22 protein-coding genes and 1 riboswitch are annotated in these 22,076 nt (G+C 42.3%); of the genes, 14 read left to right on the top strand and 8 right to left on the bottom strand.

Going from position 1 to position 22,076, the window contains the following annotated elements:
- The first annotated feature begins 292 nt into the window (after nucleotides 1-292).
- Entirely contained in the window at nucleotides 293-2,074 is a 1,782-nt protein-coding gene (gene ggt, locus DFO73_RS21585; RefSeq protein ID WP_110066758.1) for a gamma-glutamyltransferase, read from the top strand.
- A 105-nt stretch (nucleotides 2,075-2,179) separates the two neighbouring features.
- On the opposite strand, the gene DFO73_RS21580 is transcribed toward ggt, so the two are convergent.
- Nucleotides 2,180-2,677 carry a GNAT family N-acetyltransferase gene (locus tag DFO73_RS21580; protein WP_110066757.1) on the bottom strand — a complete coding sequence of 166 codons (498 nt, stop codon included), beginning with the start codon at nucleotides 2,675-2,677 and terminating at the stop codon, nucleotides 2,180-2,182.
- 13 nt (nucleotides 2,678-2,690) lie between these two features.
- Nucleotides 2,691-3,140: an SRPBCC family protein gene (locus DFO73_RS21575; protein WP_110066756.1), complete on the bottom strand. Its 450-nt coding sequence runs from the start codon at nucleotides 3,138-3,140 to the stop codon at nucleotides 2,691-2,693.
- A 367-nt stretch (nucleotides 3,141-3,507) separates the two neighbouring features.
- On the opposite strand from DFO73_RS21575, the gene DFO73_RS28845 reads away from it, so the two are divergent.
- From DFO73_RS28845 to DFO73_RS21545, 7 genes are all read left to right on the top strand, one after another.
- Nucleotides 3,508-3,651, top strand: a complete 144-nt coding sequence (locus DFO73_RS28845) for a hypothetical protein (RefSeq protein ID WP_181396083.1) — start codon at nucleotides 3,508-3,510, stop codon at nucleotides 3,649-3,651.
- A gap of 119 nt (nucleotides 3,652-3,770) precedes the next feature.
- The gene (locus DFO73_RS28840; RefSeq protein ID WP_181396082.1) at nucleotides 3,771-3,944 is read left to right on the top strand and encodes a hypothetical protein; all 174 of its coding nucleotides are present in this window, start codon (nucleotides 3,771-3,773) and stop codon (nucleotides 3,942-3,944) included.
- A 163-nt stretch (nucleotides 3,945-4,107) separates the two neighbouring features.
- Nucleotides 4,108-5,619, top strand: coding sequence for a cardiolipin synthase (cls, locus tag DFO73_RS21570; RefSeq protein ID WP_110066755.1), 1,512 nt, complete (start codon nucleotides 4,108-4,110; stop codon nucleotides 5,617-5,619).
- Between the two features lie 239 nt (nucleotides 5,620-5,858).
- Nucleotides 5,859-7,250: a TldD/PmbA family protein gene (locus DFO73_RS21565; RefSeq protein WP_110066754.1), complete on the top strand. Its 1,392-nt coding sequence runs from the start codon at nucleotides 5,859-5,861 to the stop codon at nucleotides 7,248-7,250.
- Between the two features lies 1 nt (nucleotide 7,251).
- Nucleotides 7,252-8,610: a TldD/PmbA family protein gene (locus DFO73_RS21560; protein ID WP_110066753.1), complete on the top strand. Its 1,359-nt coding sequence runs from the start codon at nucleotides 7,252-7,254 to the stop codon at nucleotides 8,608-8,610.
- Nucleotides 8,611-8,901: 291 nt separating this feature from the next.
- Nucleotides 8,902-9,438, top strand: a complete 537-nt coding sequence (locus DFO73_RS21550) for a GNAT family N-acetyltransferase (protein WP_110066751.1) — start codon at nucleotides 8,902-8,904, stop codon at nucleotides 9,436-9,438.
- Nucleotides 9,439-9,510: 72 nt separating this feature from the next.
- On the top strand, nucleotides 9,511-9,792 hold the full coding sequence (locus DFO73_RS21545; protein ID WP_110066750.1) for a hypothetical protein: 282 nt from the start codon (nucleotides 9,511-9,513) through the stop codon (nucleotides 9,790-9,792).
- 41 nt (nucleotides 9,793-9,833) lie between these two features.
- Here the strand turns inward: DFO73_RS21545 and DFO73_RS21540 are convergent, their stop codons facing one another.
- Complete coding sequence (locus tag DFO73_RS21540; protein WP_110066749.1) at nucleotides 9,834-10,175, bottom strand: DUF3243 domain-containing protein; 342 nt, start codon at nucleotides 10,173-10,175, stop codon at nucleotides 9,834-9,836.
- 460 nt (nucleotides 10,176-10,635) lie between these two features.
- Between DFO73_RS21540 and DFO73_RS21535 the strand changes: the two genes are divergently transcribed.
- Nucleotides 10,636-11,361 (top strand): 5-formyltetrahydrofolate cyclo-ligase, encoded by a 726-nt coding sequence (locus DFO73_RS21535; protein WP_110066778.1) that lies wholly within the window; start codon nucleotides 10,636-10,638, stop codon nucleotides 11,359-11,361.
- A gap of 318 nt (nucleotides 11,362-11,679) precedes the next feature.
- Here the strand turns inward: DFO73_RS21535 and DFO73_RS21530 are convergent, their stop codons facing one another.
- Together DFO73_RS21530 and mscL are read right to left on the bottom strand one after the other, a co-directional pair.
- Complete coding sequence (locus tag DFO73_RS21530) at nucleotides 11,680-12,324, bottom strand: Bax inhibitor-1/YccA family protein (protein WP_110066748.1); 645 nt, start codon at nucleotides 12,322-12,324, stop codon at nucleotides 11,680-11,682.
- Nucleotides 12,325-12,397: 73 nt separating this feature from the next.
- A complete protein-coding gene (gene mscL, locus DFO73_RS21525; RefSeq protein ID WP_110066747.1) occupies nucleotides 12,398-12,769 on the bottom strand; it encodes a large conductance mechanosensitive channel protein MscL in 372 nt (123 codons plus the stop codon).
- A 329-nt stretch (nucleotides 12,770-13,098) separates the two neighbouring features.
- A riboswitch (PreQ1 riboswitch) is annotated at nucleotides 13,099-13,144 on the top strand.
- A gap of 112 nt (nucleotides 13,145-13,256) precedes the next feature.
- Between mscL and queF the strand changes: the two genes are divergently transcribed.
- The 5 genes from queF (at nucleotide 13,257) to DFO73_RS21495 (ending at nucleotide 17,782) form a co-directional block, all read left to right on the top strand.
- Nucleotides 13,257-13,754: a preQ(1) synthase gene (gene queF / locus DFO73_RS21515; protein WP_110066745.1), complete on the top strand. Its 498-nt coding sequence runs from the start codon at nucleotides 13,257-13,259 to the stop codon at nucleotides 13,752-13,754.
- 18 nt (nucleotides 13,755-13,772) lie between these two features.
- Nucleotides 13,773-14,405 (top strand): queuosine precursor transporter, encoded by a 633-nt coding sequence (locus DFO73_RS21510; RefSeq protein ID WP_110066744.1) that lies wholly within the window; start codon nucleotides 13,773-13,775, stop codon nucleotides 14,403-14,405.
- 184 nt (nucleotides 14,406-14,589) lie between these two features.
- Nucleotides 14,590-14,880, top strand: coding sequence for a YhdT family protein (locus tag DFO73_RS21505; protein ID WP_110066743.1), 291 nt, complete (start codon nucleotides 14,590-14,592; stop codon nucleotides 14,878-14,880).
- Nucleotides 14,877-16,316: a sodium/pantothenate symporter gene (panF, locus tag DFO73_RS21500; protein ID WP_110066742.1), complete on the top strand. Its 1,440-nt coding sequence runs from the start codon at nucleotides 14,877-14,879 to the stop codon at nucleotides 16,314-16,316. Before DFO73_RS21505 ends, panF begins: the two co-directional genes overlap by 4 nt.
- A gap of 278 nt (nucleotides 16,317-16,594) precedes the next feature.
- Nucleotides 16,595-17,782, top strand: a complete 1,188-nt coding sequence (locus DFO73_RS21495) for a hypothetical protein (protein ID WP_110066741.1) — start codon at nucleotides 16,595-16,597, stop codon at nucleotides 17,780-17,782.
- A gap of 41 nt (nucleotides 17,783-17,823) precedes the next feature.
- On the opposite strand, the gene DFO73_RS21490 is transcribed toward DFO73_RS21495, so the two are convergent.
- From DFO73_RS21490 to DFO73_RS21480, 3 genes are all read right to left on the bottom strand, one after another.
- On the bottom strand, nucleotides 17,824-19,056 hold the full coding sequence (locus DFO73_RS21490) for an aminopeptidase (protein ID WP_110066777.1): 1,233 nt from the start codon (nucleotides 19,054-19,056) through the stop codon (nucleotides 17,824-17,826).
- 161 nt (nucleotides 19,057-19,217) lie between these two features.
- Nucleotides 19,218-20,477, bottom strand: coding sequence for an MDR family MFS transporter (locus tag DFO73_RS21485; protein WP_110066740.1), 1,260 nt, complete (start codon nucleotides 20,475-20,477; stop codon nucleotides 19,218-19,220).
- 118 nt (nucleotides 20,478-20,595) lie between these two features.
- Nucleotides 20,596-21,912 (bottom strand): short-chain fatty acid transporter, encoded by a 1,317-nt coding sequence (locus DFO73_RS21480; RefSeq protein WP_110066739.1) that lies wholly within the window; start codon nucleotides 21,910-21,912, stop codon nucleotides 20,596-20,598.
- Nucleotides 21,913-22,076: the final 164 nt, after the last annotated feature.

The raw sequence follows: 22,076 nt of genomic DNA, 5'->3' as shown, positions 1-22,076 counted from the left end.
AATCCTTGCTAATGAGATCGCATCAAGACTGGACTGAATTATAAATCAGTTTTTTGCTGGGAGGAATAGCGCCTCACGCTGTTTCTCCTAAAATATTCCCATTTTTTAAAGGGAAAACATGTATAAAAAATAACTCCTCATTTATTCCTAGTCTGCTAAGTTATTTGGAACTTTTTACATATTATCTCGTAGTTCAATAGATTTAACTTTCAGAATATTAACTCTTATTTCTTGATAATCTTTTTCCTGCCTCTTACGGTAGACATGAGGAAACCTATAAAGGAGGAAAAAGATGAAGAGAATTTGGAAAGCTAGTTTAGCGGTTTTTTTTAGTATTTTACTAGTAGCCGGGACAATGCCTTTAACCGGCCAGGCAAAAAAGCCTAAAAATGACTATGAAGGCTATAGCCAGGTTGACGTCGGCGATGACGGCATGGTGGCTTCGGCCCATCCGCTCGCATCGCAGATTGGGGCGGATGTCTTGAAAAAGGGAGGTAACGCCATTGATGCCGCAGTTGCTGTCCAATTTGCACTCAACGTGGTGGAACCGATGATGTCAGGGATCGGAGGCGGCGGCTTCATGATGGTGTATGATGGAGAGACCAAGGAAACGACCATTATTAACAGCCGGGAACGCGCTCCGGCCGGGGCCACTCCTGATATGTTCCTTGATGAAAACGGGAATCCAATTCCATTTTCTAAGCGTTCAACCGGCGGTACAGCAGTTGGGATACCAGGGACCTTGAAAGGATTGGAAACGGCTCTGGATATGTGGGGGACACGTTCCATGCAGCAGCTGATCGGCCCGGCGATTAAGCTGGCTGATAAAGGTTTCCCGATTGATTCGGTTTTGGCGAATGCAATTGCCGATAATCAGGATAAGCTGAGCAGATCGGCTGCAGGCGAAGTATTTCTGGAAAATGGAGAACCTATGGAAGAAGGGGACCATCTTGTACAGAAAGACCTGGCAAAGACTTTGAAAATGATTCGTTCTGAAGGGGCAGACGCTCTGTATAATGGGCAAATTGCTGAAGCCCTCGCCGGTGTTGTTCAGGATTTCGGCGGATCGATGACGCCGGAAGATCTTGCGAACTATGAAGTGACCATTGATGAACCTGTTTGGGGAGACTATCAGGGATATGAAATCGCAAGCATGCCTCCTCCAAGCTCGGGCGGTGTATTTTTGCTGCAGATGCTGAAGATTTTGGATGATTTTAATCTATCACAGTATGATTTAAAATCCTGGGAAAAATACCACCTGCTAGCTGAAACGATGCATTTAGCTTATGCGGACCGTGCGGCATATGCAGGCGATCCGGAATTCGTAAATGTTCCAACTAATGGATTGCTCCACCCGGAATATATTAAAGAGCGCCAGGAGCTGATCAGCCTGGATGAAGTGAATGCAAATCCGGAAGCTGGCGATCCATGGAAGTATGAAAACAGCGCAGCAAATTATGAAGCGGCGGATCAGCCAAATGACCGCGAATATGGCGAGACCACCCATTTTTCAGTAACAGACAGATGGGGGAATGTCGTCTCTTATACAACAACAATTGAACAGGTATTTGGGACTGGCATAATGGTTCCAGGATACGGCTTCATGCTGAATAATGAGCTGACAGACTTTGATGCCGTTCCAGGAGGAGCCAATGAAGTTCAGCCGAACAAGCGTCCGTTAAGCTCCATGACACCGACGATTGTTTTTGAAGGTGGAGAACCTGTACTGACAGTAGGCTCACCAGGGGGTCCGACTATCATCACGTCTGTACTGCAAACCATTCTTCATGCAATTGAATATGATATGGAACTAAAGTCTGCGGTAGAGGAACCGCGCATCTATACGAACAATTTGAATTCTTATCGCTATGAAGAGAGGATTTCTGGGGGAGTCCTTGATCATCTTAATGAGATGGGCCATAACTTCGGGCCGAATCCGACAACAATCGGAAACGTTCAGAGCATTTTGATTGACCATGAAAATGGCACCTTCAAAGGCGTAGCAGACTCCAGCCGCAACGGAGCAGCCATCGGTGTTGATTTGAAAGGCAAAGGAAAAGATAAAGGAAAATAGAACTGTAGAAAGATAGCGCCCTGCTGCAGCAGGGCGCTGTTTTTTATGTGGAGGGCTAAACAGAAAAAGGCAGCCCCTCTAAAACAGGAGGCTGCCTTTGTACAGTTAAAAATACAATGCCCTTAGTTCCTCATCATAGTACACACCATCGATCTTCAAGGCATGCCGCTCCTTGCCGTATACTTCAAACCCAAAAGAGGAATAAAGCTTTTTCGCTGGGGCATTTTCTGACATGACAGCCAAATGGATTTGTTCAACCCCGTCCCATGCCCGCGCTTTTTCCAATGCTTCGCCAACCAGCAATTTGCCGATGCCATTTTGCCGGGACTGTTCGGTCACATACATCGCATAAATATTGGCCCGGTGCTTCATTTTTAATGCATTTTCCCTTACTAAACTAACCACGCCCACAAGCCGGCCGCCTTCAAATGCACCAAAGTGAAAGGAGTTCTCCGCTTTAAACCTTTCTCCGTAAACTTCGGGAGGACGCCCAACTTCTTCTTCAAAGCTTGAACCAAATGCTTCGGGGTTCTTTTTTAATCCTTCTAATCTCAATTCTTTGTATTTTACAGCGTCATCAGGCTGTAATAGCCTTATTTCCATTTAATTTCCTCCTTCAAGCTTCTGCCTCCGCTACATGCTTGACCCGCTCCGCAAAGTTTTTAACGACCTTGTCATTCGCAAAAATTAAGAAGAGTTTTACAAACCATTTTAACGGCTGGTTCGAGGCCGTGTATTTGAACCGGGTTCTATTCTCATCCAATTTGGCCATTTCATAGTGGGCTGTGATATCGAACATATTAGCAAGGCTAAATCCGACCTTCAGCTCTTTATGATCTGGAGTATCCGAATACTTGAGGGTTTCTACTTCGTATTCTTCAACCCTTGATCCTTCTTTATATTTTTGCCGGTAGATGCTTCCGACACCTTCATCTGTTATTTTAACCGGCTTATGCTCGACCACCTGGGGCATAATTTTTTGCATGTTTTCCTCAGAACCATTTAATAGCCCCCATACCTTCTCTATCGGAGCTTGAATTTCTATTTCTGTTGACCACTTTTTCACCCTGCAAATCCCCCTATGGTTAGTATTCTATTTCTAATAGTTTCTCTGTACCTGCACAAAACCCTTTTACTTTTTGTTGTTTTCGCAAACTTTGCTGCTTTTTAAATAAGCAGGGAGGAGTGGTTGACTTCCGCTCCAGGATGCTCAGCGAACCGCGGGGAGGGCGGTGAGCATCCTCGGTGCGCAGCACCTGTGGGGTCTCACCTGTCCCACTCCTCCCGCTGGAGTCTCGCACCTTGCGCTCCAATCAACCAACCTTATTTATCAATGTTTTTACTTTTAGAAAAGATCCTACTTTTTAATGAAAATTAGTTTTTTTAACCAAAATACGGGAACAGGAATGAAAAGGATAACAGGAGGGATTAAAATGTCACAGGAAAACAGCAAAGACCTAAAAGATGTTGTAAAAGGGCAGCAGTCCCAGCAGCACAAGCAGCAATCACTGAAGGATCAGGAACGCTTGCCGGATCAGCAAAACCGTTTAAAAGACCAGGAGAACATGAGAAAATAATGTAAAGTGAGGGGGCTATAATTTATAGCTCTCTTTTTTAGAGGAAAAATGGATTTCGCCCCGAATATTAAGCAAAGGTTTGCCGATGATGAATATACATATAAAAAGGGGGACGAAAGATGGGCGTATTATTTGGATTAATTATAGTGACCCTTGCCTTTGCCTACAGCATTGACCGCAGGCGAAAGAAGAATAATAATACCTTGCAAAAAGGAATCAGCCCAAATGCAAAGCCGGGAGAAAGCTCGAACTATATGATGGGTGACAATCGGTATACCGGAGGCGGGCAATAAAATGGAGAGGGTTGCGTAATAAGGCAAGGCTTCTTTTTTTTTTGAATAATGCTTTCTTCTCCTTAAATGGGAAATGCTAATTGTACCTGGTTTCTTTTGGGCATCAGAAAGGGTATAAGATACTTACATAATTGTAACCTTTTTAGAGTTGGAGAAGTGGGCCATGAGAAGACGCAAAATCGAGTCACTTTTTGTATTTATCTTAATTGTATCAGCCTATACAATATTTTTTACAGATGCCGGCACACTAATCAAATTAGGTGCTGCTATTTTGTATGTCGCGGCCATTTTAATAAGTGCCTATTCATTGATGCTCGAAAACCGTTCCCCCCATCAGACCCTTTTATGGATGTATGTTCTTGTGTTTTTCCCGGTGTTTGGCTATCTTTTTTACTTGTTTTCCGGACAGCTTTACTTGAAAGGCTATCTGTTTAAAAGCAAGAGGAGCAGGGACCGGGATGAATGGAAAAGACTGATGAAGAGAGAGGATACCCCTGATATTTCCTTCCTGCAGGACAGCCAGCTATGCTTTGCCAGGTTTGCCAATAATGTGGCCTTAACGCCCCTTAGCACCAATTCGCGGGCAAAGATGCTGAAAAATGGCGAGGAAACCTTTAATGAAATAAAGAAAAAACTGCGGGAAGCAGAAAAGTTTATCCATATGGAATATTATATTTTCCGATCAGACCGACTTGGAAAAGAAATCATAAATATATTAATTGATAAGGCCAAGCAAGGTGTGGAAGTGCTGTTTATTTTTGATGCGGCAGGCAGCATGGGCATTTCCCTGGAGGATCTGCAATCCATGGAGGAAGCAGGCATTAAAATACGGCCTTTTTCCCCTCTAAAATACGGATTTTTCAATCAGAAATTCAATTTCCGAAATCACCGCAAGATTGTCGTAATTGACGGGAAAATCGGTTTTGTAGGCGGCCTCAATGTTGGCATTGAATACTTGGGCCAAGACGAAAAAATCGGTTTCTGGCGGGATACCCATATGATCCTAAAAGGCGAGGCTGTTTACACACTTCATACAGTGTTTTTGCTGGATTGGGAATATGTCAGTAAAGAAGAGGTACTCGAGCAATATAGAGATGTAAAGTATCCGATTGATGTTGATGTGCTGGATGGGGCGGTGCAGGTAGTTGCAAGCGGCCCTGATACTCAGCAGGGGATCATGAGTGATTTGTATTATTCCATGATCTCTTGTGCAGCCAAATCCATTTGGATTGCCACGCCATACTTTGTTCCAGACGAATCAATCCGGACAGCGTTGAGGGTAGCGGCAGCTAAAGGGGTGGAGGTGCGTATCCTAGTGCCGGAAATTAACGACAGCTTCCTGACCCAATATGCGAGCCGATCTTACTTCCCGGAGCTGCTGCGGTACGGAGTGGAGATTTATTCTTATAAAAAAGGCTTTTTACATCAAAAAATCATTATCGTTGACGGAATTCTCGCTTCGATTGGAACAGCCAATATGGATATGAGGAGTTTCCACTTGAATTTTGAAGTAAATGTATTCCTATACGGCACAAGCTCCATCCGCGATCTTGTCGCCCATTTTGAGGAGGATTTGGAGGAGAGCGTTAAAATAAGTCCTGTAGAGTACTATAAAAGAGGTTTTGTTGAAAGGTCAAAAGAATCATTTGCCCGGCTGTTTTCGGGTGTTCTGTAAAGGTTAGAAAAGGTGCCTGGGATAGGCGCCTTTTTAATGTCTGGCCAGGGAATTGTGGACTTTGCAAATAGGAGAATGAACCTGCAAATAGCCCATCATTCATTTTCATTTAGGTCTCCAGACCGAGGAACAATCATTCTTCCTATTGGTCAAAAAAGGAAAAAAACATACTAAAATGAATATTAGTACGTTATGATTAGAATAGTTTGAAAAGTTAGAAAGTAGAAGGGGGTTTTTTCATGCTTTCACAATCAATTATTGAAGATGTCATTGCGGCAGCCCTGGCCACTGGCGGGGATTTTGCGGAAGTTTTCGTTGAGGACCGCTTTACCAATAACCTTGTATTGCAGGGCGGGAAAATTGAGAGCAGCTTATCAGGCCGTGATTACGGAATTGGTATTCGCGTGTTTAAAGGCCTACAAAGTGTTTATGCTTATACAACGGATGGGACAAAGGATGGTTTGCTAAAAGCAGCGGGCAATGCTGCGCAGGCAATCAAAGGAAACACGATGATCCAGCCATCCAAGCTGCAAAAGGAAATCATTCCTGCAGCACATCCGATCTCGTTAAACCCGAGGGAAGTTGAGAAGTTCCGCAAAGTGGATGTTATGAAAAGGGCTTACGAAATTGCGAAAAACTATCATAATAGCATCCAGCAGGTTACTGTAAGGTATTTGGATGAAGAGCAGAATGTACTGATCGCCAACTCGGAAGGCAAGTTTGCAGAAGACCACAGAGTCCGCAGCCGCCTTGCGATTCAATCGATTGCGGTAGACGGCAACCAGATGCAACCGGGATTTTACGGACCTGGGGCCCATAAAGGCTTTGAATTTATGGAAAACCTGAATCTTGAGCATTATGCAAATGAAGCTTCCCGTATTGCGGTTACGATGCTAGGTGCAGATCCATGCCCAAGCGGGAAATTTCCCATCATCATTGATAATGAATTCGGCGGCGTAATTTTCCACGAGGCATGCGGACATGGACTTGAAGCCACATCTGTCGCGAAAGAAAATTCTGTTTTTGCCAACCGTATTGGGGAAAAAGTGGCTTCGGATGTCGTTACATATATTGATGACGGAACAATCGCCAATGAGTGGGGCTCCATCACAATTGATGATGAAGGCGAAAAAGCACGCAAAAATATTCTGATTGAAAATGGTATTTTAAAAGGTTACTTGATTGATAAATTTAACGGGCGGAGAATGGGCATGGAGTCAACCGGCTCAGGCAGAAGGCAGTCTTACCGTTTTGCGCCGACTTCCAGGATGACCAATACGTATATCGCTAATGGCAAGTCCACTCCGGAAGAGATTATTTCGAACACTGAGCACGGCATCTATACGAAATACATGGGCGGCGGCCAGGTGAATACAACAACTGGCGATTATAATTTTGCCGTGATGGAAGCTTATCTTGTGAAGGATGGAAAAATCGGCAAACCGCTAAAAGGTGCTACATTAATAGGAAATGGCCCTAGGACCCTTCAGCTTGTAGATATGGTAGGGAATAATCTGGACCATGGTGCCGGTATGTGCGGGTCTCAAAGCGGCAGCATCCCTGTGAACGTCGGCCAGCCGATGATCCGTGTAAGCGAAATGACCGTTGGCGGCAGAAAGGGGGACGAATAGAATGAATTTGCAGGAATTTAAGGAAAGGCTTTTTCAGTTGGGAGAGCAGCATGGTTTTACCGATATGGAGCTTTATTATGAGAGGGAAGAGAAGTTTGCCTGTGAGCTTTATAAAGGGGAAATCGATTCCTATGACACTTCCGAAGTATTCGGAACCTCCTTCCGAGGGCTTTACGAAGGCAAAATGGGCTATGCATTTACGGAAAAGCTTGATGAAGAATCACTTTCTTTTCTAATTGAAAACGCCAAGGAAAACTCCCAATTCATAGAGGATGAAGTGCAGGAAGAGATTTTTGCCGGCAGCGAAAAGTATGAAGAAGGAAACTTCTATTCAACTAATCTAGCGGACGTATCAATTCATGAAAAAATTAATTTGCTTAAGGAAATTGAAAAGCATATCTATGCGTATAATGAACGAGTAACGGGAACTGATTATTTTATGCTAAGCAGCGGTGAAACAGAAAGGGCCATTATGAACAGCAAAGGCCTCAACCTCCGCGAAAAGAAGAATCATGTGGGCATCTATGTATCGGTCATCGTGAAGCAGGGCAATCAAGTGAAAAATGGAGAGTATTCCAAGTTTACGAGAGACTTTTCAATGTTAAAAGCGGAAGCCATCGCAAAACATGCAGTCGAAGAAGCTTTATCCCAGCTTGATGCCCAAAGTGCTGAAAGCAAAAACTATCCTGTTCTTTTGAAAAACGACGCAGCAAGCGCCTTGCTGCAAACATATTCCACGATTTTCTCGGCGGAAAGCACCCAAAAACGACAGTCGGCTTTAAAAGGCAAAACGGGCCAAAGCATCTCAGTGCCATCACTGAACATTGTCGATGATCCATTTTTGGAAGAAGGGCTGCTAAGCTCTACCTTTGACAGCGAGGGTGTTGCCTCAGTTAAGAAAGATATTGTTAAAGGCGGAAGGCTCGTATCGCTGATGCATAATCGTAAAACTGCCCAAAAAGAAGGCGTGGAATCAACAGGAAACGCTTATAAAGCTTCCTATAAAGGACCTTTAACAGTAGCGCCTACCAATTTTCATATCGTCCCTTCAAATAAAAGCTATGATGAATTGGTATCTTCCATATCTGAAGGCATGATTATTACCGAATTGTCCGGCCTCCATTCAGGTGCGAATACCATTTCTGGCGACTTCTCGATTGCGGCGAATGGATATTACGTCAAGGACGGAAAAGTTCAAAACGCTGTCAATCAAATGACCATTGCGGGAAATTTTTATGAGCTGCTGAACAACATTCAGGCCATCGGATCTGATTTGGAATTCTCCATGGGATTTATGGCCACAGGCTATATCGGGTCGCCTTCTCTTTTAATAAAAGAGCTTGCGGTAACAGTTGAGTAAATGTACTGGAATAAGTTTTGGTATAAAGAGAGGCACACATTTAAGGGTGTCCCTCTTTAAATTGTATGAGATGCTAGATAAATTTTGGAACATGCTAGATAAAAATGAAATGCTGCTAAATAAATTCACAGATATGCTAGATAAACTCTTAAATATGCAAGATAAAGTCAGAAACATGTTTGATAATAACTTCAGATATGAAATCAAGCTGCCGGTAGTATAGCTGAAAATAAAGGAAATTGAGTTTCGATAGAGAAAAACTGATGATACTTTAAAAAAGGAGGCCAAACTATGAAAACCCTCGAGGCTAACCACATTATTCTTCGAAGGCTTACACTTGATGATGCAGAAAAGGTAGAAGAGTATGCGAGCGATTATGATGTGGCAAAAACCACATTAAATATCCCGCATCCCTATCCTAAAGGCGCAGCGAAGGAGTTTATAACAAGTATTCTGGAAGCCGAGAAGAACGGAAAGATTGCTATTTTTGCTATCACTCTAAAAGAAAATAACAGCTTGATAGGGCTGATTAATATTTCAGGACCAAATGTAAACAGGAGAGCAGAAATCGGCTATTGGATCGGCAAGCCGTTCTGGGGGAAAGGTTATGGAACAGAGGCAGCCAAGGCTGTTATTAAATACGGTTTTGAAGAAATGAACCATAACCGGATCTATGCGCTTGCTTTTACCGATAATCCGGGATCCTGGAGGATTATGGAGAAGGCAGGAATGAAGCATGAAGGAGTATTCCGCCAGCATGCAGTAAGAGACGGGAAGCCGGTAGATTTAACTTATTATGCGATTTTACAGGAAGAATACACAGGTTAAACACGCATAGTTTGAATCTGATTCTTCATTATGTTTCAATGGAAGCATAACTTTTCATAAATGGAGGTTCTTGTGAGAATCATTGCTTCCCATCCTTTTGTTGTTGTCAGCCGTACGATCGACTGGAATCAGCAGCAGTATATTGAACAGGAACACCATCTTTATCTGTATGAGGATCATATCATTTCGCCATCGGAAAAATTTCTGCTTGATGAAGTATGGGATATGTCCTATAGGGCTGCCAATTCGGAACTCGGATTCCTTTATCTTCATACAAACCGGGGGCTGTATTCCTTTCATGTAAAATCAGAGCCAAGTCAATTTATCCATCATTATAAAGAACTTAAGCAATAAAAAAGCCGGAACAGTCAATAGCAGACGATTCCGGCCGTTAATTAACCCTGCTCAGTCAGACGGACGAGCATATGCGCCAGCTTATGCCTTTCTTCTTCATCTCCAACCTTCCACAATTCTTTCAGCAGCTGTTCTTCCCGATTTTTTGGCTCTACATTTTCTGCAAGGTAAGCAGCAACCTTTTCAGCTGTAACCGCAAGCTGTTCTTCATTTAGTCCAAGCTTCTTGCCTAGTTCGATTCTTTCGCTTAGATAGCTCTTAAACTCATCAAAGCTGCTTAAAATATCTTCAGCTCTTTCATCTGAGATTCGGTCCATTGCCTTTTTAACTTTACCTGTATCCAATTCGCCATCTTGTTTGATTACGTGTTCTTGTTCATTCATGGTCTTTTCCTCCTAACGAGTTTTCTTAATAGATATCCGTTCTGGCAATACTCTAAACTTCCATTTACTAGAGACTCCGTTGAATTTAAACCATTAAAAAAGATGCAAACCGATTGGTCTGCATCTTTTTTAAGTCCGATGACGGACAACCTAAGGAATTACGATTTGCATAGGATCGAACCGATTTTAAATATATCGGTTATAGACGAGAGTGCCTTTCGAACGCTCTGCAAATCCTCCCTGGTTTCTTGCAATGCCAATGACGAACCTTGAAGTCGCTGTTACGCTTTTCATCGTGCACCAGTCCCTTCCGTTTTGTTATTGGCCTTGCATTATCTGTTTACCACGATAGCCCATCCCAAAACATTTTTCTTAAAAGAAAAATGTGGTAATTGGAGAACCCTTTTTCTATTCAATTTGATATAAGATGGATAAAATAAAGGGAAAGGGAGTGAATGCCTTGAATACAAAGAAAGAAATCCGTGATTACATATGGAATTATCTTGAGGAAAATAAGCTCGGCCGTTTTCCTTTTCCGCTGAAAAATAGAATTCCAAATTTCAAAGGTGCGGAAAAGGCGGCACAATTCGTTTTTAATATGCCCGAATACAAAGAAGCAAAAGTAATAAAAGTGAATCCTGACAGTCCGCAGCTGCCGATCCGCACACAAATTTTAAAAGACGGTAAGACATTGCTGGTTCCGACTCCAAGGCTGAAAGCAGGCTTTATTATGGTAAAACCGGAATGGGTTCCTGCAGGTGAAGAACGAAAAGCCGCGAGCCTTAAGCATATACATTCATACGGAAAAGAAATTCCTCTTACTGAACTTCCTTTGATCGATTTATTTTTTGCAGGATCGGTAGGACTTCATAGGGATGGAAGGCGAGTTGGGAAGGGCGAGGGGTATGCTGACCGGGAATATGCCATTATCAGGGAGCTTGGCAATCCTCCAATCCCTGTGATTGGAACGGTTAATAGCGCCCAGGTCACCGATGCAGATATACCAAGGGATCCTTATGATTTAACTGTGGACTGGATTGCAACCGAAATGGAACTGATTCAAACGAATACTCCTTATCCCAAGCCCGACGGCATTCAATGGGAGCTTGTGACGGAAGAAGAAATGGAAGAAATGCCGGTCTTGCGTGAGATATGGGAGATGACAAAAGGGAAGGCAGCCAAATAACCAGGCTGCCTTTTAGGCTTTTACTTCATCCATTTTCTTTAAAACATCATCAATCTTTGCATGACTTTAAGGTGATTCACTGCGCAAGATAGGCTCTGAAGACTGGTCAGCCAAGATGGGGGACGAAAATAGCCATGGTATATTGGCCATGGGCTGCCTGGTCCAACGAATGTTTATTTCAGGGCTTTGGGTTTCTAGAATGTATTTCATGTATTTACCGCCATTCATGAAATGCTTTTGATATACCGAATCTTTACAAAGGAATACAGAAATAATGCTCTGTGCCAAAAGAAAAAAAGCAGGATCAGCCCTGCTTTTTTAGTCCCTGCTTCCAAGAATCCCGAAAATACGCAGGATATTGATGAACAGATTGATAAAATCAAGATATAGGTTTAGAGCCATCAAAGGCACTTCTTCAGCTGAAACACCATAATGTTTCATACGGTTGAAATCGAATAGTACATATCCGCTGAAAACAAGCACTCCGATGAAAGAGAATGCCAGCATTCCGGTTGAGCTTATCGGCCAGAAGATATTAAAAATGGAAATCGCAATAAGTGCAAGCAATGCAGCCATAAGCATACCGCCCAGGAATGATAAATCACGCTTAGTTGTTGTCGCGTAGACTGCCAGGCCTGTAAAAACAACCGTGGTAGTGGCAAGAGCAACCAGAACAGGATTCGGCCCAATGGCAGCAAGGTAATGCGCAACGATTGGATAGGTTGTTACCCCTGATATAAATGTGAACACATATAGGAACGTGTAGCCGATTGCCTTTTTACGGCGAAGCAGAAAAGCAAAAAGCAGCATTCCAATTTCCAGAATAACTAACGGCAAAAACAATGCAGGCGGAACAAAAACGCCGGCCATCGTCCCAATGAATGCAATTCCTAATGATAATGCAAACGCCCTTAATACAGAAGATAAGTAACCATTGCTGTTTGCAGTTTGATTTACATACATGTTTTTTATTTCTCCTCTAACATAATTTTTATATAGGTATATACGGAATACCTGTTAATGAGGTTTCAGGATTTTATTTGTTTTTTAATAAATCTCTGATTTCAGTTAAAAGCTCTACATTTTTATCAATAACAGGTGCCGGCTTTGCCTCTTCTTTCTTTTTGAAACGCTTATTGATGATCCTCACAAATATAAAAATTGAGAACGCTACGATCAGGAAGTCAACCACATTCTGCATAAATGAACCATATTTGACCTCTGCGCCTCCTACTTTTATCATCAGTTTTGTGAAGTCTACTCCACCCATAAGCAATCCGACAAGCGGCATAATAATGTCATCTACAAGAGAAGAAACGATCTTTCCGAAGGCAGCCCCAATGACAACCCCCACAGCCAAATCCAGCACATTTCCCTTTAGTGCAAATTTTTTAAACTCATTCCACATAAAATTCCATATCACCTTTCTGTACAAATTACCGTTATTATACTATGAAGGGAAAGGGGAAGACTAGATACGGCAGCATTAAAATGAAGAGAGCCTCTAACGAAGGAGGCCAAATCTTTATATAACACAGAAATAACTACCTCCCAAACCCCGATTGATGCAATATCTGGGGAAAAGTCAAGAAGGAGCAGCATCAAAGCAGCTCCCATTGTTTCTCTCCTGAGAACCAACAGTAAAAGCCCCGGCCCTTTCCTAAAATATCCGTTGACAGAAACAAGCTTTTTCTCTATAGTAACTATGACAATTACATTTAGAATATTCCCGTATCAACGGGAGAGGTTCATAGCTTCACCCTCTATAAAAAACTATGGCTTTGATTATACAATAGTCAACCATATCCAAGAGAGGATATGGTTTTTTGTTTTTTCAGGCTGTATTTTTGGACCTCTCTTGGATGCCGCGGGATCATATAAAGGGAGGCTTTTTTATGTCAGGAAGAAGAGATGAGGAATTAACGGATATTACTTTATTGGGAAATCAGGGAACGAAGTATCTTTTTGAGTATTCGCCTGAGATTTTGGAGGCATTTGATAATAAGCATCCAAATCGCGATTATTTTGTAAAATTCAATTGCCCCGAGTTTACGAGTCTGTGCCCGAAAACAGGGCAGCCTGATTTTGCAACCATCTATATCAGTTATATTCCGGATCAAAAAATGGTAGAAAGCAAGTCCTTGAAGCTATATCTTTTCAGCTTCAGAAACCATGGCGATTTCCATGAGGATTGCATGAATATCATTATGAACGACTTAATTGAACTGATGGATCCGCGCTATATTGAGGTATGGGGCAAGTTTACGCCAAGAGGCGGGATTTCGATTGACCCTTATTGCAACTATGGCAAGCCGGGAACGAAATATGAAAAAATGGCGGATTACCGCTTAATGAACCATGATCTCTATCCGGAGACCATTGACAATCGTTAATGTGAGAGGAGAATATCATTGCTTTTATATTTAAATGCAGCCTTTGCAGGGCTGCTTATATTATCAAATATCCTGGCTGTTAAATTGTTCAGCATCGGAAGCTGGGCGATCCTGCCTGCTGCTGTAATTGTTTATGTGTTTACCTATCCGATTACAGATATTATCGGCGAGGTTTATGGTAAAGAAGCAGCCCGCAAAACGGTATTTGCCGGTTTTGTGACCCAGCTGCTTGCAGCGATCTTTATTTTCGCAGCCATCCATCTTCCAACCGCGCCGTTTTTCGGTGCACAAGCCGAGTTTGAAACGATTCTAAGCGGCAGCTTCCGGGTAACCATTGCCAGCCTGATATCTTACCTGGTAAGCCAAAATCTTGACGTGTTTGTTTTTCACAAATTGAAAGAAAAGCACGGCAGCAAAAAACTGTGGATCCGCAACAATCTATCAACTGCTTCGAGCCAGCTGATTGACACGACTGTGTTTATTCTGATTGCTTTCTATGGCACAATGCCGCTTGGGGCGCTAATTGGAATGGTCGCCACTCAATATATTTTTAAATTTATCGTGGCCCTTATTGATACACCTTTAGTCTATTTATTTGTAAAAATAGCGAAAAAGGAACGTGCTGGAGCTGAAGTAAATGCTGCGGCATAAGCTTGCAAAAAGTTTATTTTAAAAATAGTATCAAAAAAGCAGAGCAATCTGCTTTTTTTTGTTGCAGAAAAGAGTTATTAATGGGATTATGTTCAGGGAATATGCTGTATTTTTAAATTGAAACTGAATGCTAGAATACCTTCCAAATCATACATACTATAAGAAAGCTCTGAAGGGGGATAAGATGAAGAGAGAAATACATAGAAAGGATCCTCGCTTTAAAATTGCTGAAAAAGAGGCATGGATTGGAATTGGACTCGTTCTTTTTAATTTTATATGGTGGTACGGATTTGCCTACGGTATGGGCTCAGGACCGGCGGACGAGTATACGTTTATATTTGGCTTGCCGGCATGGTTTTTCTATAGCTGTGTGGCCGGTTTTCTCATTATGGTCGTACTGGTAACTGCAGCAGTAAAATTCTTTTTTAAAGAAGTGCCTTTTGAAGAGAACACGGAAGGGGGAGACTCTGAATGAACTGGGAAGTCTTGGCTCCTCTCCTCATTTTTTTAATTCTTATATTTATTATCGGATTTTGGTCAAGCAGACATATCCAGTCGGGCAATTCGTTTCTTCAGGATTATTTCCTGGGGGGAAGGCAGCTTGGCGGATTTATTCTGGCCATGACGATGATTGCAACTTACGGAAGTGCCAGCAGCTTTATCGGCGGCCCTGGGGTTGCCTATACCCAGGGGCTGGGATGGGTGCTGCTTGCGATGTCACAGGTAGTTACCGGTTATTTTGTCCTCATGGTTCTTGGCAAGAAATTCGCCATCACAGCAAGGAAGTATAATGCAGTTACGCTCATAGATTTTCTTAAAGAAAGATATAACAGCAAATGGGTAGTCTGGCTTTCAGCTCTCAGCATCATTATTTTCCTGTTTTCCGCTATGGCGGCCCAATGGGTTGGCGGTGCAAGATTAATTGAGTCATTGACAGGGTTAAGTTATATTTCCGCATTGTTTATTTTTGCGGCTTCTGTAATGGTTTATGTGGTGATTGGAGGCTTCCGTGCGGTAGCGGTGACAGATGCCGTCCAGGGAGCGATTATGTTTATCGGAACTTTGATCCTTCTAATTGCTGTCATTGTGGCAGGTGGAGGAATATCCAATATAATCAGTGACCTTTCGGCAGAGAATCCAAATCTTATTACTCCATATGGCTTTGATGGAGGGCTGACGCCTTTATATGTTTCATCTTTCTGGATTTTAGTGGGAGTTGGTGTTGTCGGACTGCCGCAGGTTGCAGTGAGGGCCATGTCCTATAAAAATGCAAAAGCCATGCACCGGGCCATTATCATTGGAACAGTGGTGGTCGGCTCTATCATGCTTGGCATGCATTTAATTGGCGTATTCGCCCGCCCGATTCTTCCGGGAATTGAAGTGGGGGATAAAGTAATGCCGATGATTGCGATGGAAGTTCTTCCTCCCTGGCTTGCAGGGATTGTTCTCGCTGCTCCGATGGCCGCTATCATGTCAACGGTTGATTCTTTGCTGCTGCTTGTCAGCTCAGCCATCGTAAAAGATGTATATATCAATTACATAAAGCCAGATGCAAATGAAAGCACAATTAAAAAAATGAGCTTTAGCGTTACAGCTCTATTGGGTGTTCTGGTGTTTCTAATGTCGCTCAGCCCGCCTGACCTGCTGATTTGGCTGAACCTATTCTCATTTGGGGGACTTGAAGCAGCTTTCATTTGGCCGGTTGTGCTCGGCCTGTACTGGGTAAAAGGAAATAAGTTCGGCGCAGTAGCCTCCATGCTAACTGGGACAGGCACCTATATTCTATTTCATACCTTTTATCCAAATGCGTTTGGCATGAATACAGTCGTTTTGCCTATTGCATTATCACTGCTAGCTTATGTAGCTGTAAGCCTTTTTACCGAAAAATCATCATCAGCAGCTGAAATTTAAAAAAGCAGGCTCCGGTACAACTGGAGCCTGCTTTGCTTTTGAGGCAGGATCCATTCATATACTTGGCCGGAACCCAATTCAATCAAACGTTTGATTGAAGCAGGAGAATTGCCTTAAACCGAGGATATGAAAGGAAATGCTTGTTTTTATAAAAAAATGAGCATATTGGTAGATTTGTAGAAACGATCCCTATTTGTTACACTTAATAGGTTAAAGGCAAAGTTATTGTAACATTTGACTTTAAATGGAAATGTTTTTAAAACATTAGGGAGATTACAATGAAAAAATTTATATATATCATATCGATGGTCATGTTATCGTCAATAATAGCAGGGTGCTCAAGTGAAACCAATGCATCATTAAATACAGAGGATATTACATTTGAAAAAGAAGATAAAATAGAGGCAGAAGATGAATTTTCAGCTGTTCAAACAGAAGGGAAAGAGAAAAAAGATTCTGTTTGGCTTAAGAATAAGTCTTTATACCAATTTGAGGCTGCTGATGGGAAGCTGAAATATACCGTATATCTTTTTGCAGAAGATCAAGGAAATACAATCCTGGAGGAAGACAGCCAAAAAGGAAAAAAAGGCGATTCCTATTATACTGGGCATTATTCTGTCTATTTGGCAGAAAAGGACTCTAAAGTCGCCTATAAACAGGATGTCCTAAGTGAGGCTAGTGAAATGGTTTTTAATTCTTCGCAGGAACAAGTGTATACATTAAAAATGAGAAACAAGACAATCATTTCAGTCTTTCAGCCGAAAGGCCAGGATGAAGCCAAGGGCCATTTGCTGGCAGTAAAAGATGGTGAAGTAATCGAGATTAGTTCCGAGAAGGATGTAATAACTTCCTCACTGGCGAAAATAAAGAGAGTTAACCAGAAGTTTATCCAGACTGTTCAAAACCGACAAGATAAATGGGTTGTTTCAACATGGCTTTTTAACGAGGAAACCCTTTCCCTGACTCTTCACGATCGCGAAGAGCTAGGGAGCGAGAATAATGCCAGCTGGATGAATAAATGGATAGAAGATGAAGCCTTTTATTATCCATTTAAAAACCTGGAGCTTAGCAGTGATGTAATTGAAAAAGCAAAACAAGGCATTCCGCTTGGAAGCCCTTATCCGATTGGCACAAATATATCCGAAATTAAAAAGTCAGAGCCGGATTTTATAAAAGAGGGGTTTGAAGATGAAAGTCCGTATGTAATGTACCCTGATATTACCTATTATTATGAAAGTGAAACAAGGAATGTAACAGCGATCTCTATTCCAGGACAGCGGATGAGAACCACAATCGATGAGATAAAGACCCTTTTTGGAAATCCAGCGGAAGTAAAAGATGATCCAAATACAGGCGGAACCCTTTCTGTTTACACTGCAGATAAGTACGCCATAGAAGTTTTTTCTGATCAAGCGGGACAGGTAAGTAAAATACACCTAACTAAAACAAAAAATCATGCGGAATAATTCCACATGATTTTCTTAAGAATGATATCCTTTTTTATTCCTTAAAAAGCCCAATCGCCTTTGCGGAATACTGGTTCAGCATTGCCATCTTCGGTGATGCCATCAATGTCCATTTCAGCAGAGCCAATCATGAAGTCGACATGTGTTAAGCTTTCGTTCAGTCCGTTTTCCGCCAGCTCCTCGCTGGACATTTTCTTTCCGCCTTCAATACAGAATGCATAAGCACTGCCGATTGCCAGGTGGTTGGAGGCATTTTCATCAAATAAAGTGTTATAGAAAAGCAGGTTTGATTGGGAAATTGGCGAGTTGTAAGGAACAAGGGCTACTTCACCAAGATAGTGGGAGCCTTCATCTGTTTCAACAAGCTGCTTAAGAATTTCTTCTCCTTCTTCTGCTTTAACATCCACAATGCGTCCGTTTTCAAATGTCAGGCTGAAGTTGTCGATAATGTTTCCGCCATAACTTAATGGCTTTGTGCTGGAAACTGTGCCGTTAACACCAGTTTTATAAGGAACGGTGAAAACTTCTTCTGTAGGCATGTTTGCCATGAACTCATGTCCCTGTTCATTTATACTGCCTGCTCCAACCCATAAGTGGCCTTTAGGCAGTTCAATTGTAAGGTCAGTTCCAGGAGCTTTGTAATGAAGCTTTTTATATCGCTTACCGTTCAGATAATCCACTTTTTCATGAAGTGTTTCATCATGCTTTTTCCAAGCTTCAACCGGGTTATCCAGATCAGCACGAGTTGCTTTAAAAATAGCGTTCCAAAGCAGTTCCACTCTGGATTCTGCCGGTGCCTCAGGGAATACCATATTTGCCCAGGCTGGAGATGGCGCAGCAATTACAGTCCAGCTGACTTTGTCGGACTGGATAAACTTGCGGTATTTCGCAAGTGCCTTTCCGGCAGCCTTTTGGAAGCTGGCGATCCGTTCTGATTTTACGCCTTTCAGCAAATCAGGGCTTGCTGAAACAATGGACATAAATGCCGCACCTTTTTCAGCCAAATCTTCTACTTCCTTGGCACGCCATTCGGGGTACTCTGTGAAAGCCTCATCCGGGGCTAAATCATACTTTGTGCGTGTAACCGTGTCGTCGCTCCAGTTCACAACAACATTGTGGGCACCTGCTTCATAAGCCTTTTTTACAACAACACGGACAAACTCAGCCGCGTCAAGCGTTGTGTTAATGACAAGTGTCTGGCCCTTTTGGACATTCACTCCTACTTTTACAGCTAGCTCTGCGTATTTCTCTAAACTAGTTTGAAAGTTACTCATTATGTATCCTCCTTTGTCAGAATCTTCATTTTCAATTGTAGCTTTTCTATTCGGAAAAAGAAACATATTGAATTTAAAATCAGCCCCGAGAACCTGCTTTCTCCATCCTGGGATGAAGAAAGGTAATAAAAAAGGAACCTTATACAGATTCCTTTTCAGCATTAATTGTCCCGGCTCTTTTCGGGAAGTGCAAACATCAGCCAATATAAGAATGAACTTAATACGGCTAGTAAAGCCAGGATGATAAATGTCCAATCATATCCGATCCAGACCGTTAGCGGAATGGATATAGGAGCAATGGTCTTCCCGATGGTAAATCGGAGGGAGGCTGCAGCAAAATATTGGCCCCTCATCTGCTCGGGTGCAATTTTTGATACAAAGCTCTGCTGCAGGCCAGCGGTCATTAATTCGCCGAGAGTAAAGACAGCCATAGCCAGGATTAGTCCCCAAATCCATTGTGTTTGGCCAAACATAATAATGGCCGCAGCATATGTGAGAGAAGATAAGATAAAAACATTTCTTTCTTTGTACTTTAGCATCATTTTCGTTACGGAAACGGTAAATAGAGCTACAAGAAAGCCGTTTTCGGAAAGCAGAATTCCAAAGGCCTGCTCTCCATGGACATGAAAAGACCACTCCCCCCATTTAAAGAGCTGCTGATTTTTAACAAAGTCATTTGTATAGACAGGTATTAATAGATCAAGCTGCATAAAGGTTTGCGCTGCCAGAATCCCAGCAGTAATAAACAGAAGAAACGTTTTATCTCTGAAGATAATGCCATAATCCTTCACTTGCTTTAATAAAAAGGAATACCACTTGCCTTTTTCGCTCAATACATAAGACTGCTGAGGGGCTGTTTCCCTTGTCCATTTTCCAAGAATTAAGGCTAAAAGCATACAGATAAGGCCAGCAGCTATAAGAAGCTGAAAACGGTAATGAACATAAAAGATAGCTCCCAGGATTGGCCCCACAACAACAGCTATATTAATCGATGTATAAAAGATAGCAAATACATGGCTTCGATCTTTTTCATCCACCACATCTGCCACCATCGCCTGGCTTGCTGGCCAATAAAATGAACTGAAGATACCCACTAGAGCAAAGCAGACAAAGCCAAGTACAGGAGAGTCCAGCCAGGGAGAACTCGCGAAGGCAAAAACTAAAAAGGATACTCCCTGCCCAAAGGCTGATAGGACCATCATTCTCTTTCGTCCGAATCGATCGGCGCTATAACCGCCCATTAAATTGGCAAACACAGAAAAAACCTGCGAAAAAATGAGCAATAATCCAGCTTTGTCTTTTCCGAATTCATCCGCAAAATAAATCGTTAAAAACGGGAAGAACATCCAAAACGTAATATTCATTAGCGCTTCCCCAAATAATCTCACCTTTAAATTCTTATCCCAATCTCTTATTCTCATGCTGTTTCCTCGACTTCGAATATCAGAATAACGCTATCATACTACCAAGTTTGAACAAAATACAAGATTTTTTAGCTATGATAAAAAGCCAAACCGCATTGGATTTGGCCTTTTCACATTAATAAACAAAAAACATAAGAATTGTTGTAATAAATCCAACCCAAATGCCTAATAAGATGCAGTAGCCCATAATATGGCGGATATGAAGGCCGACGACACTTAAAATTGGCAGTGCCCAGAAAGGCTGGATTAAGTTAGTCCAGGCATCACCCCAGCCGACAGCCATAGCTGTAACCGCTGGATCCACTCCCAGCTGAAGGCCGGCAGGTACTTGAAGCGGCCCCTGCAATGCCCATTGCCCTCCGCCTGAAGGAGCAAGAATATTAACGAGTCCAGCTGTCCAATAAGTGAAAATATCAAAAGTCTCTTTGCTGGCTATTGATGTCATTCCGTTAATAATAGATTCGGCAAGTCCAGAGCTTCCAAGGACGGCAATGATGCCGGCATAAAAAGGAAATTGCAGAATAATAGGCGAAATGGCAGAAGCTGCTTCCTTAAAGGCCTTTGCATATTGGATCAGTGATTTATGAAGAATCAGCCCAAGTGAGAGAAAGGCAATATTAATAATGTTTAAATCCAGGTCACGCCCATTTATAAATTCAAAAGCAATATAAATGAGGCCTATTAACCCAATACCTATTCCTAGAAAAGGAGTGCTTTCCAGTTTTCCTGCAGGCGTGTCATTCGAGTTTTCTTCCTGTTCAGCAGCCTTTTTGGAATTCGTTGGAGGAGTATAGGATATAATCTCTTTTTTAGGTGCCATCAATACAATGAAGATCGGAATGGTTATTAAAAGAGCAACCAGAATAGTGATGGTGCCTGGATGAAAAATCGTCTCTGAAGTAGGGATCACTCCAGCCACTTTCTCCAGAAAATGTCCTTCAGTCGCTACAGTAAGCCCGATAGAGCTGGATAAACCAGCTGTGTATAAAACAGTAGGCGCATATGCTGCCGCAACTAAAAGAGGGAAGTGTGCATTCTGATTCCTTTTGCCGACTTCACGGGCAATAATGGCTCCAACTACAACGGCAAGTCCCCAGTTAATATAGTAAGCGGCAGAGGAAATAAGAAAAGTCAGTACGTAAGCCTGGTTAGCAGTCTGTGCTTTGGATGCCAGTTTTTCAAGGGTTCGCTCGACTGCTGGGACTGAAGCAAGCGCCATTCCGGTCATCAGCAGGAGGACCATTTGCATAGTAAAAGCAAGATACACCCAGAAACCGTCACCGAAGGATTTAAACAACTCCACAGGCTCGGATGGCTTCATGAAAAGCCCAAGGATAAAGACAAATAGTGTCATCAATACAGCGATGACAAAAGCATCCGGAAGATATTTCTCTACGAGCTTTGAAAAACGGTCTGCCATTTTGGTTAACATTGTGTCACACTCCTTTCAGTGTTAGTACATGCTATGGAGAGGACGAGCTCAATATTCTTAGAAAAGCTCTGGCTGATCGGCGGGTGTTTCGCAGATTAGATGAGGGAAGTACGTATAGTCTATGAGAGCCAAAGCTAAACAGCTATCGGGTATCAAAAAATAAA

The sequence above is a fragment of the Cytobacillus oceanisediminis genome, assembly GCF_003182355.1.
GTDB classification, from domain to species: domain Bacteria; phylum Bacillota; class Bacilli; order Bacillales; family Cytobacillaceae; genus Cytobacillus; species Cytobacillus oceanisediminis_A.
This window is presented reverse-complemented; position numbering and strand designations above follow the sequence as displayed.

Coding starts and splice junctions, on each gene's coding strand:
- ggt (WP_110066758.1), top strand. CDS start 293: ATGAAGAGAATTTGGAAAGCTAGTTTAGCGGTTTTTTTTAGTATTTTA.
- DFO73_RS21530 (WP_110066748.1), bottom strand. CDS start 12,324: ATGTATGTAAATCAAACTGCAAACAGCAATGGTTACTTATCTTCTGTA.
- DFO73_RS21490 (WP_110066777.1), bottom strand. CDS start 19,056: ATGAGTAACTTTCAAACTAGTTTAGAGAAATACGCAGAGCTAGCTGTA.
- DFO73_RS21480 (WP_110066739.1), bottom strand. CDS start 21,912: ATGTTAACCAAAATGGCAGACCGTTTTTCAAAGCTCGTAGAGAAATAT.
- DFO73_RS28840 (WP_181396082.1), top strand. CDS start 3,771: ATGGGCGTATTATTTGGATTAATTATAGTGACCCTTGCCTTTGCCTAC.
- cls (WP_110066755.1), top strand. CDS start 4,108: ATGAGAAGACGCAAAATCGAGTCACTTTTTGTATTTATCTTAATTGTA.
- DFO73_RS21485 (WP_110066740.1), bottom strand. CDS start 20,477: ATGAGAATAAGAGATTGGGATAAGAATTTAAAGGTGAGATTATTTGGG.
- DFO73_RS28845 (WP_181396083.1), top strand. CDS start 3,508: ATGTCACAGGAAAACAGCAAAGACCTAAAAGATGTTGTAAAAGGGCAG.
- mscL (WP_110066747.1), bottom strand. CDS start 12,769: ATGTGGAATGAGTTTAAAAAATTTGCACTAAAGGGAAATGTGCTGGAT.
- queF (WP_110066745.1), top strand. CDS start 13,257: ATGTCAGGAAGAAGAGATGAGGAATTAACGGATATTACTTTATTGGGA.
- DFO73_RS21550 (WP_110066751.1), top strand. CDS start 8,902: ATGAAAACCCTCGAGGCTAACCACATTATTCTTCGAAGGCTTACACTT.
- DFO73_RS21580 (WP_110066757.1), bottom strand. CDS start 2,677: ATGGAAATAAGGCTATTACAGCCTGATGACGCTGTAAAATACAAAGAA.
- DFO73_RS21540 (WP_110066749.1), bottom strand. CDS start 10,175: ATGAATGAACAAGAACACGTAATCAAACAAGATGGCGAATTGGATACA.
- DFO73_RS21505 (WP_110066743.1), top strand. CDS start 14,590: ATGAAGAGAGAAATACATAGAAAGGATCCTCGCTTTAAAATTGCTGAA.
- panF (WP_110066742.1), top strand. CDS start 14,877: ATGAACTGGGAAGTCTTGGCTCCTCTCCTCATTTTTTTAATTCTTATA.
- DFO73_RS21560 (WP_110066753.1), top strand. CDS start 7,252: ATGAATTTGCAGGAATTTAAGGAAAGGCTTTTTCAGTTGGGAGAGCAG.
- DFO73_RS21565 (WP_110066754.1), top strand. CDS start 5,859: ATGCTTTCACAATCAATTATTGAAGATGTCATTGCGGCAGCCCTGGCC.
- DFO73_RS21495 (WP_110066741.1), top strand. CDS start 16,595: ATGAAAAAATTTATATATATCATATCGATGGTCATGTTATCGTCAATA.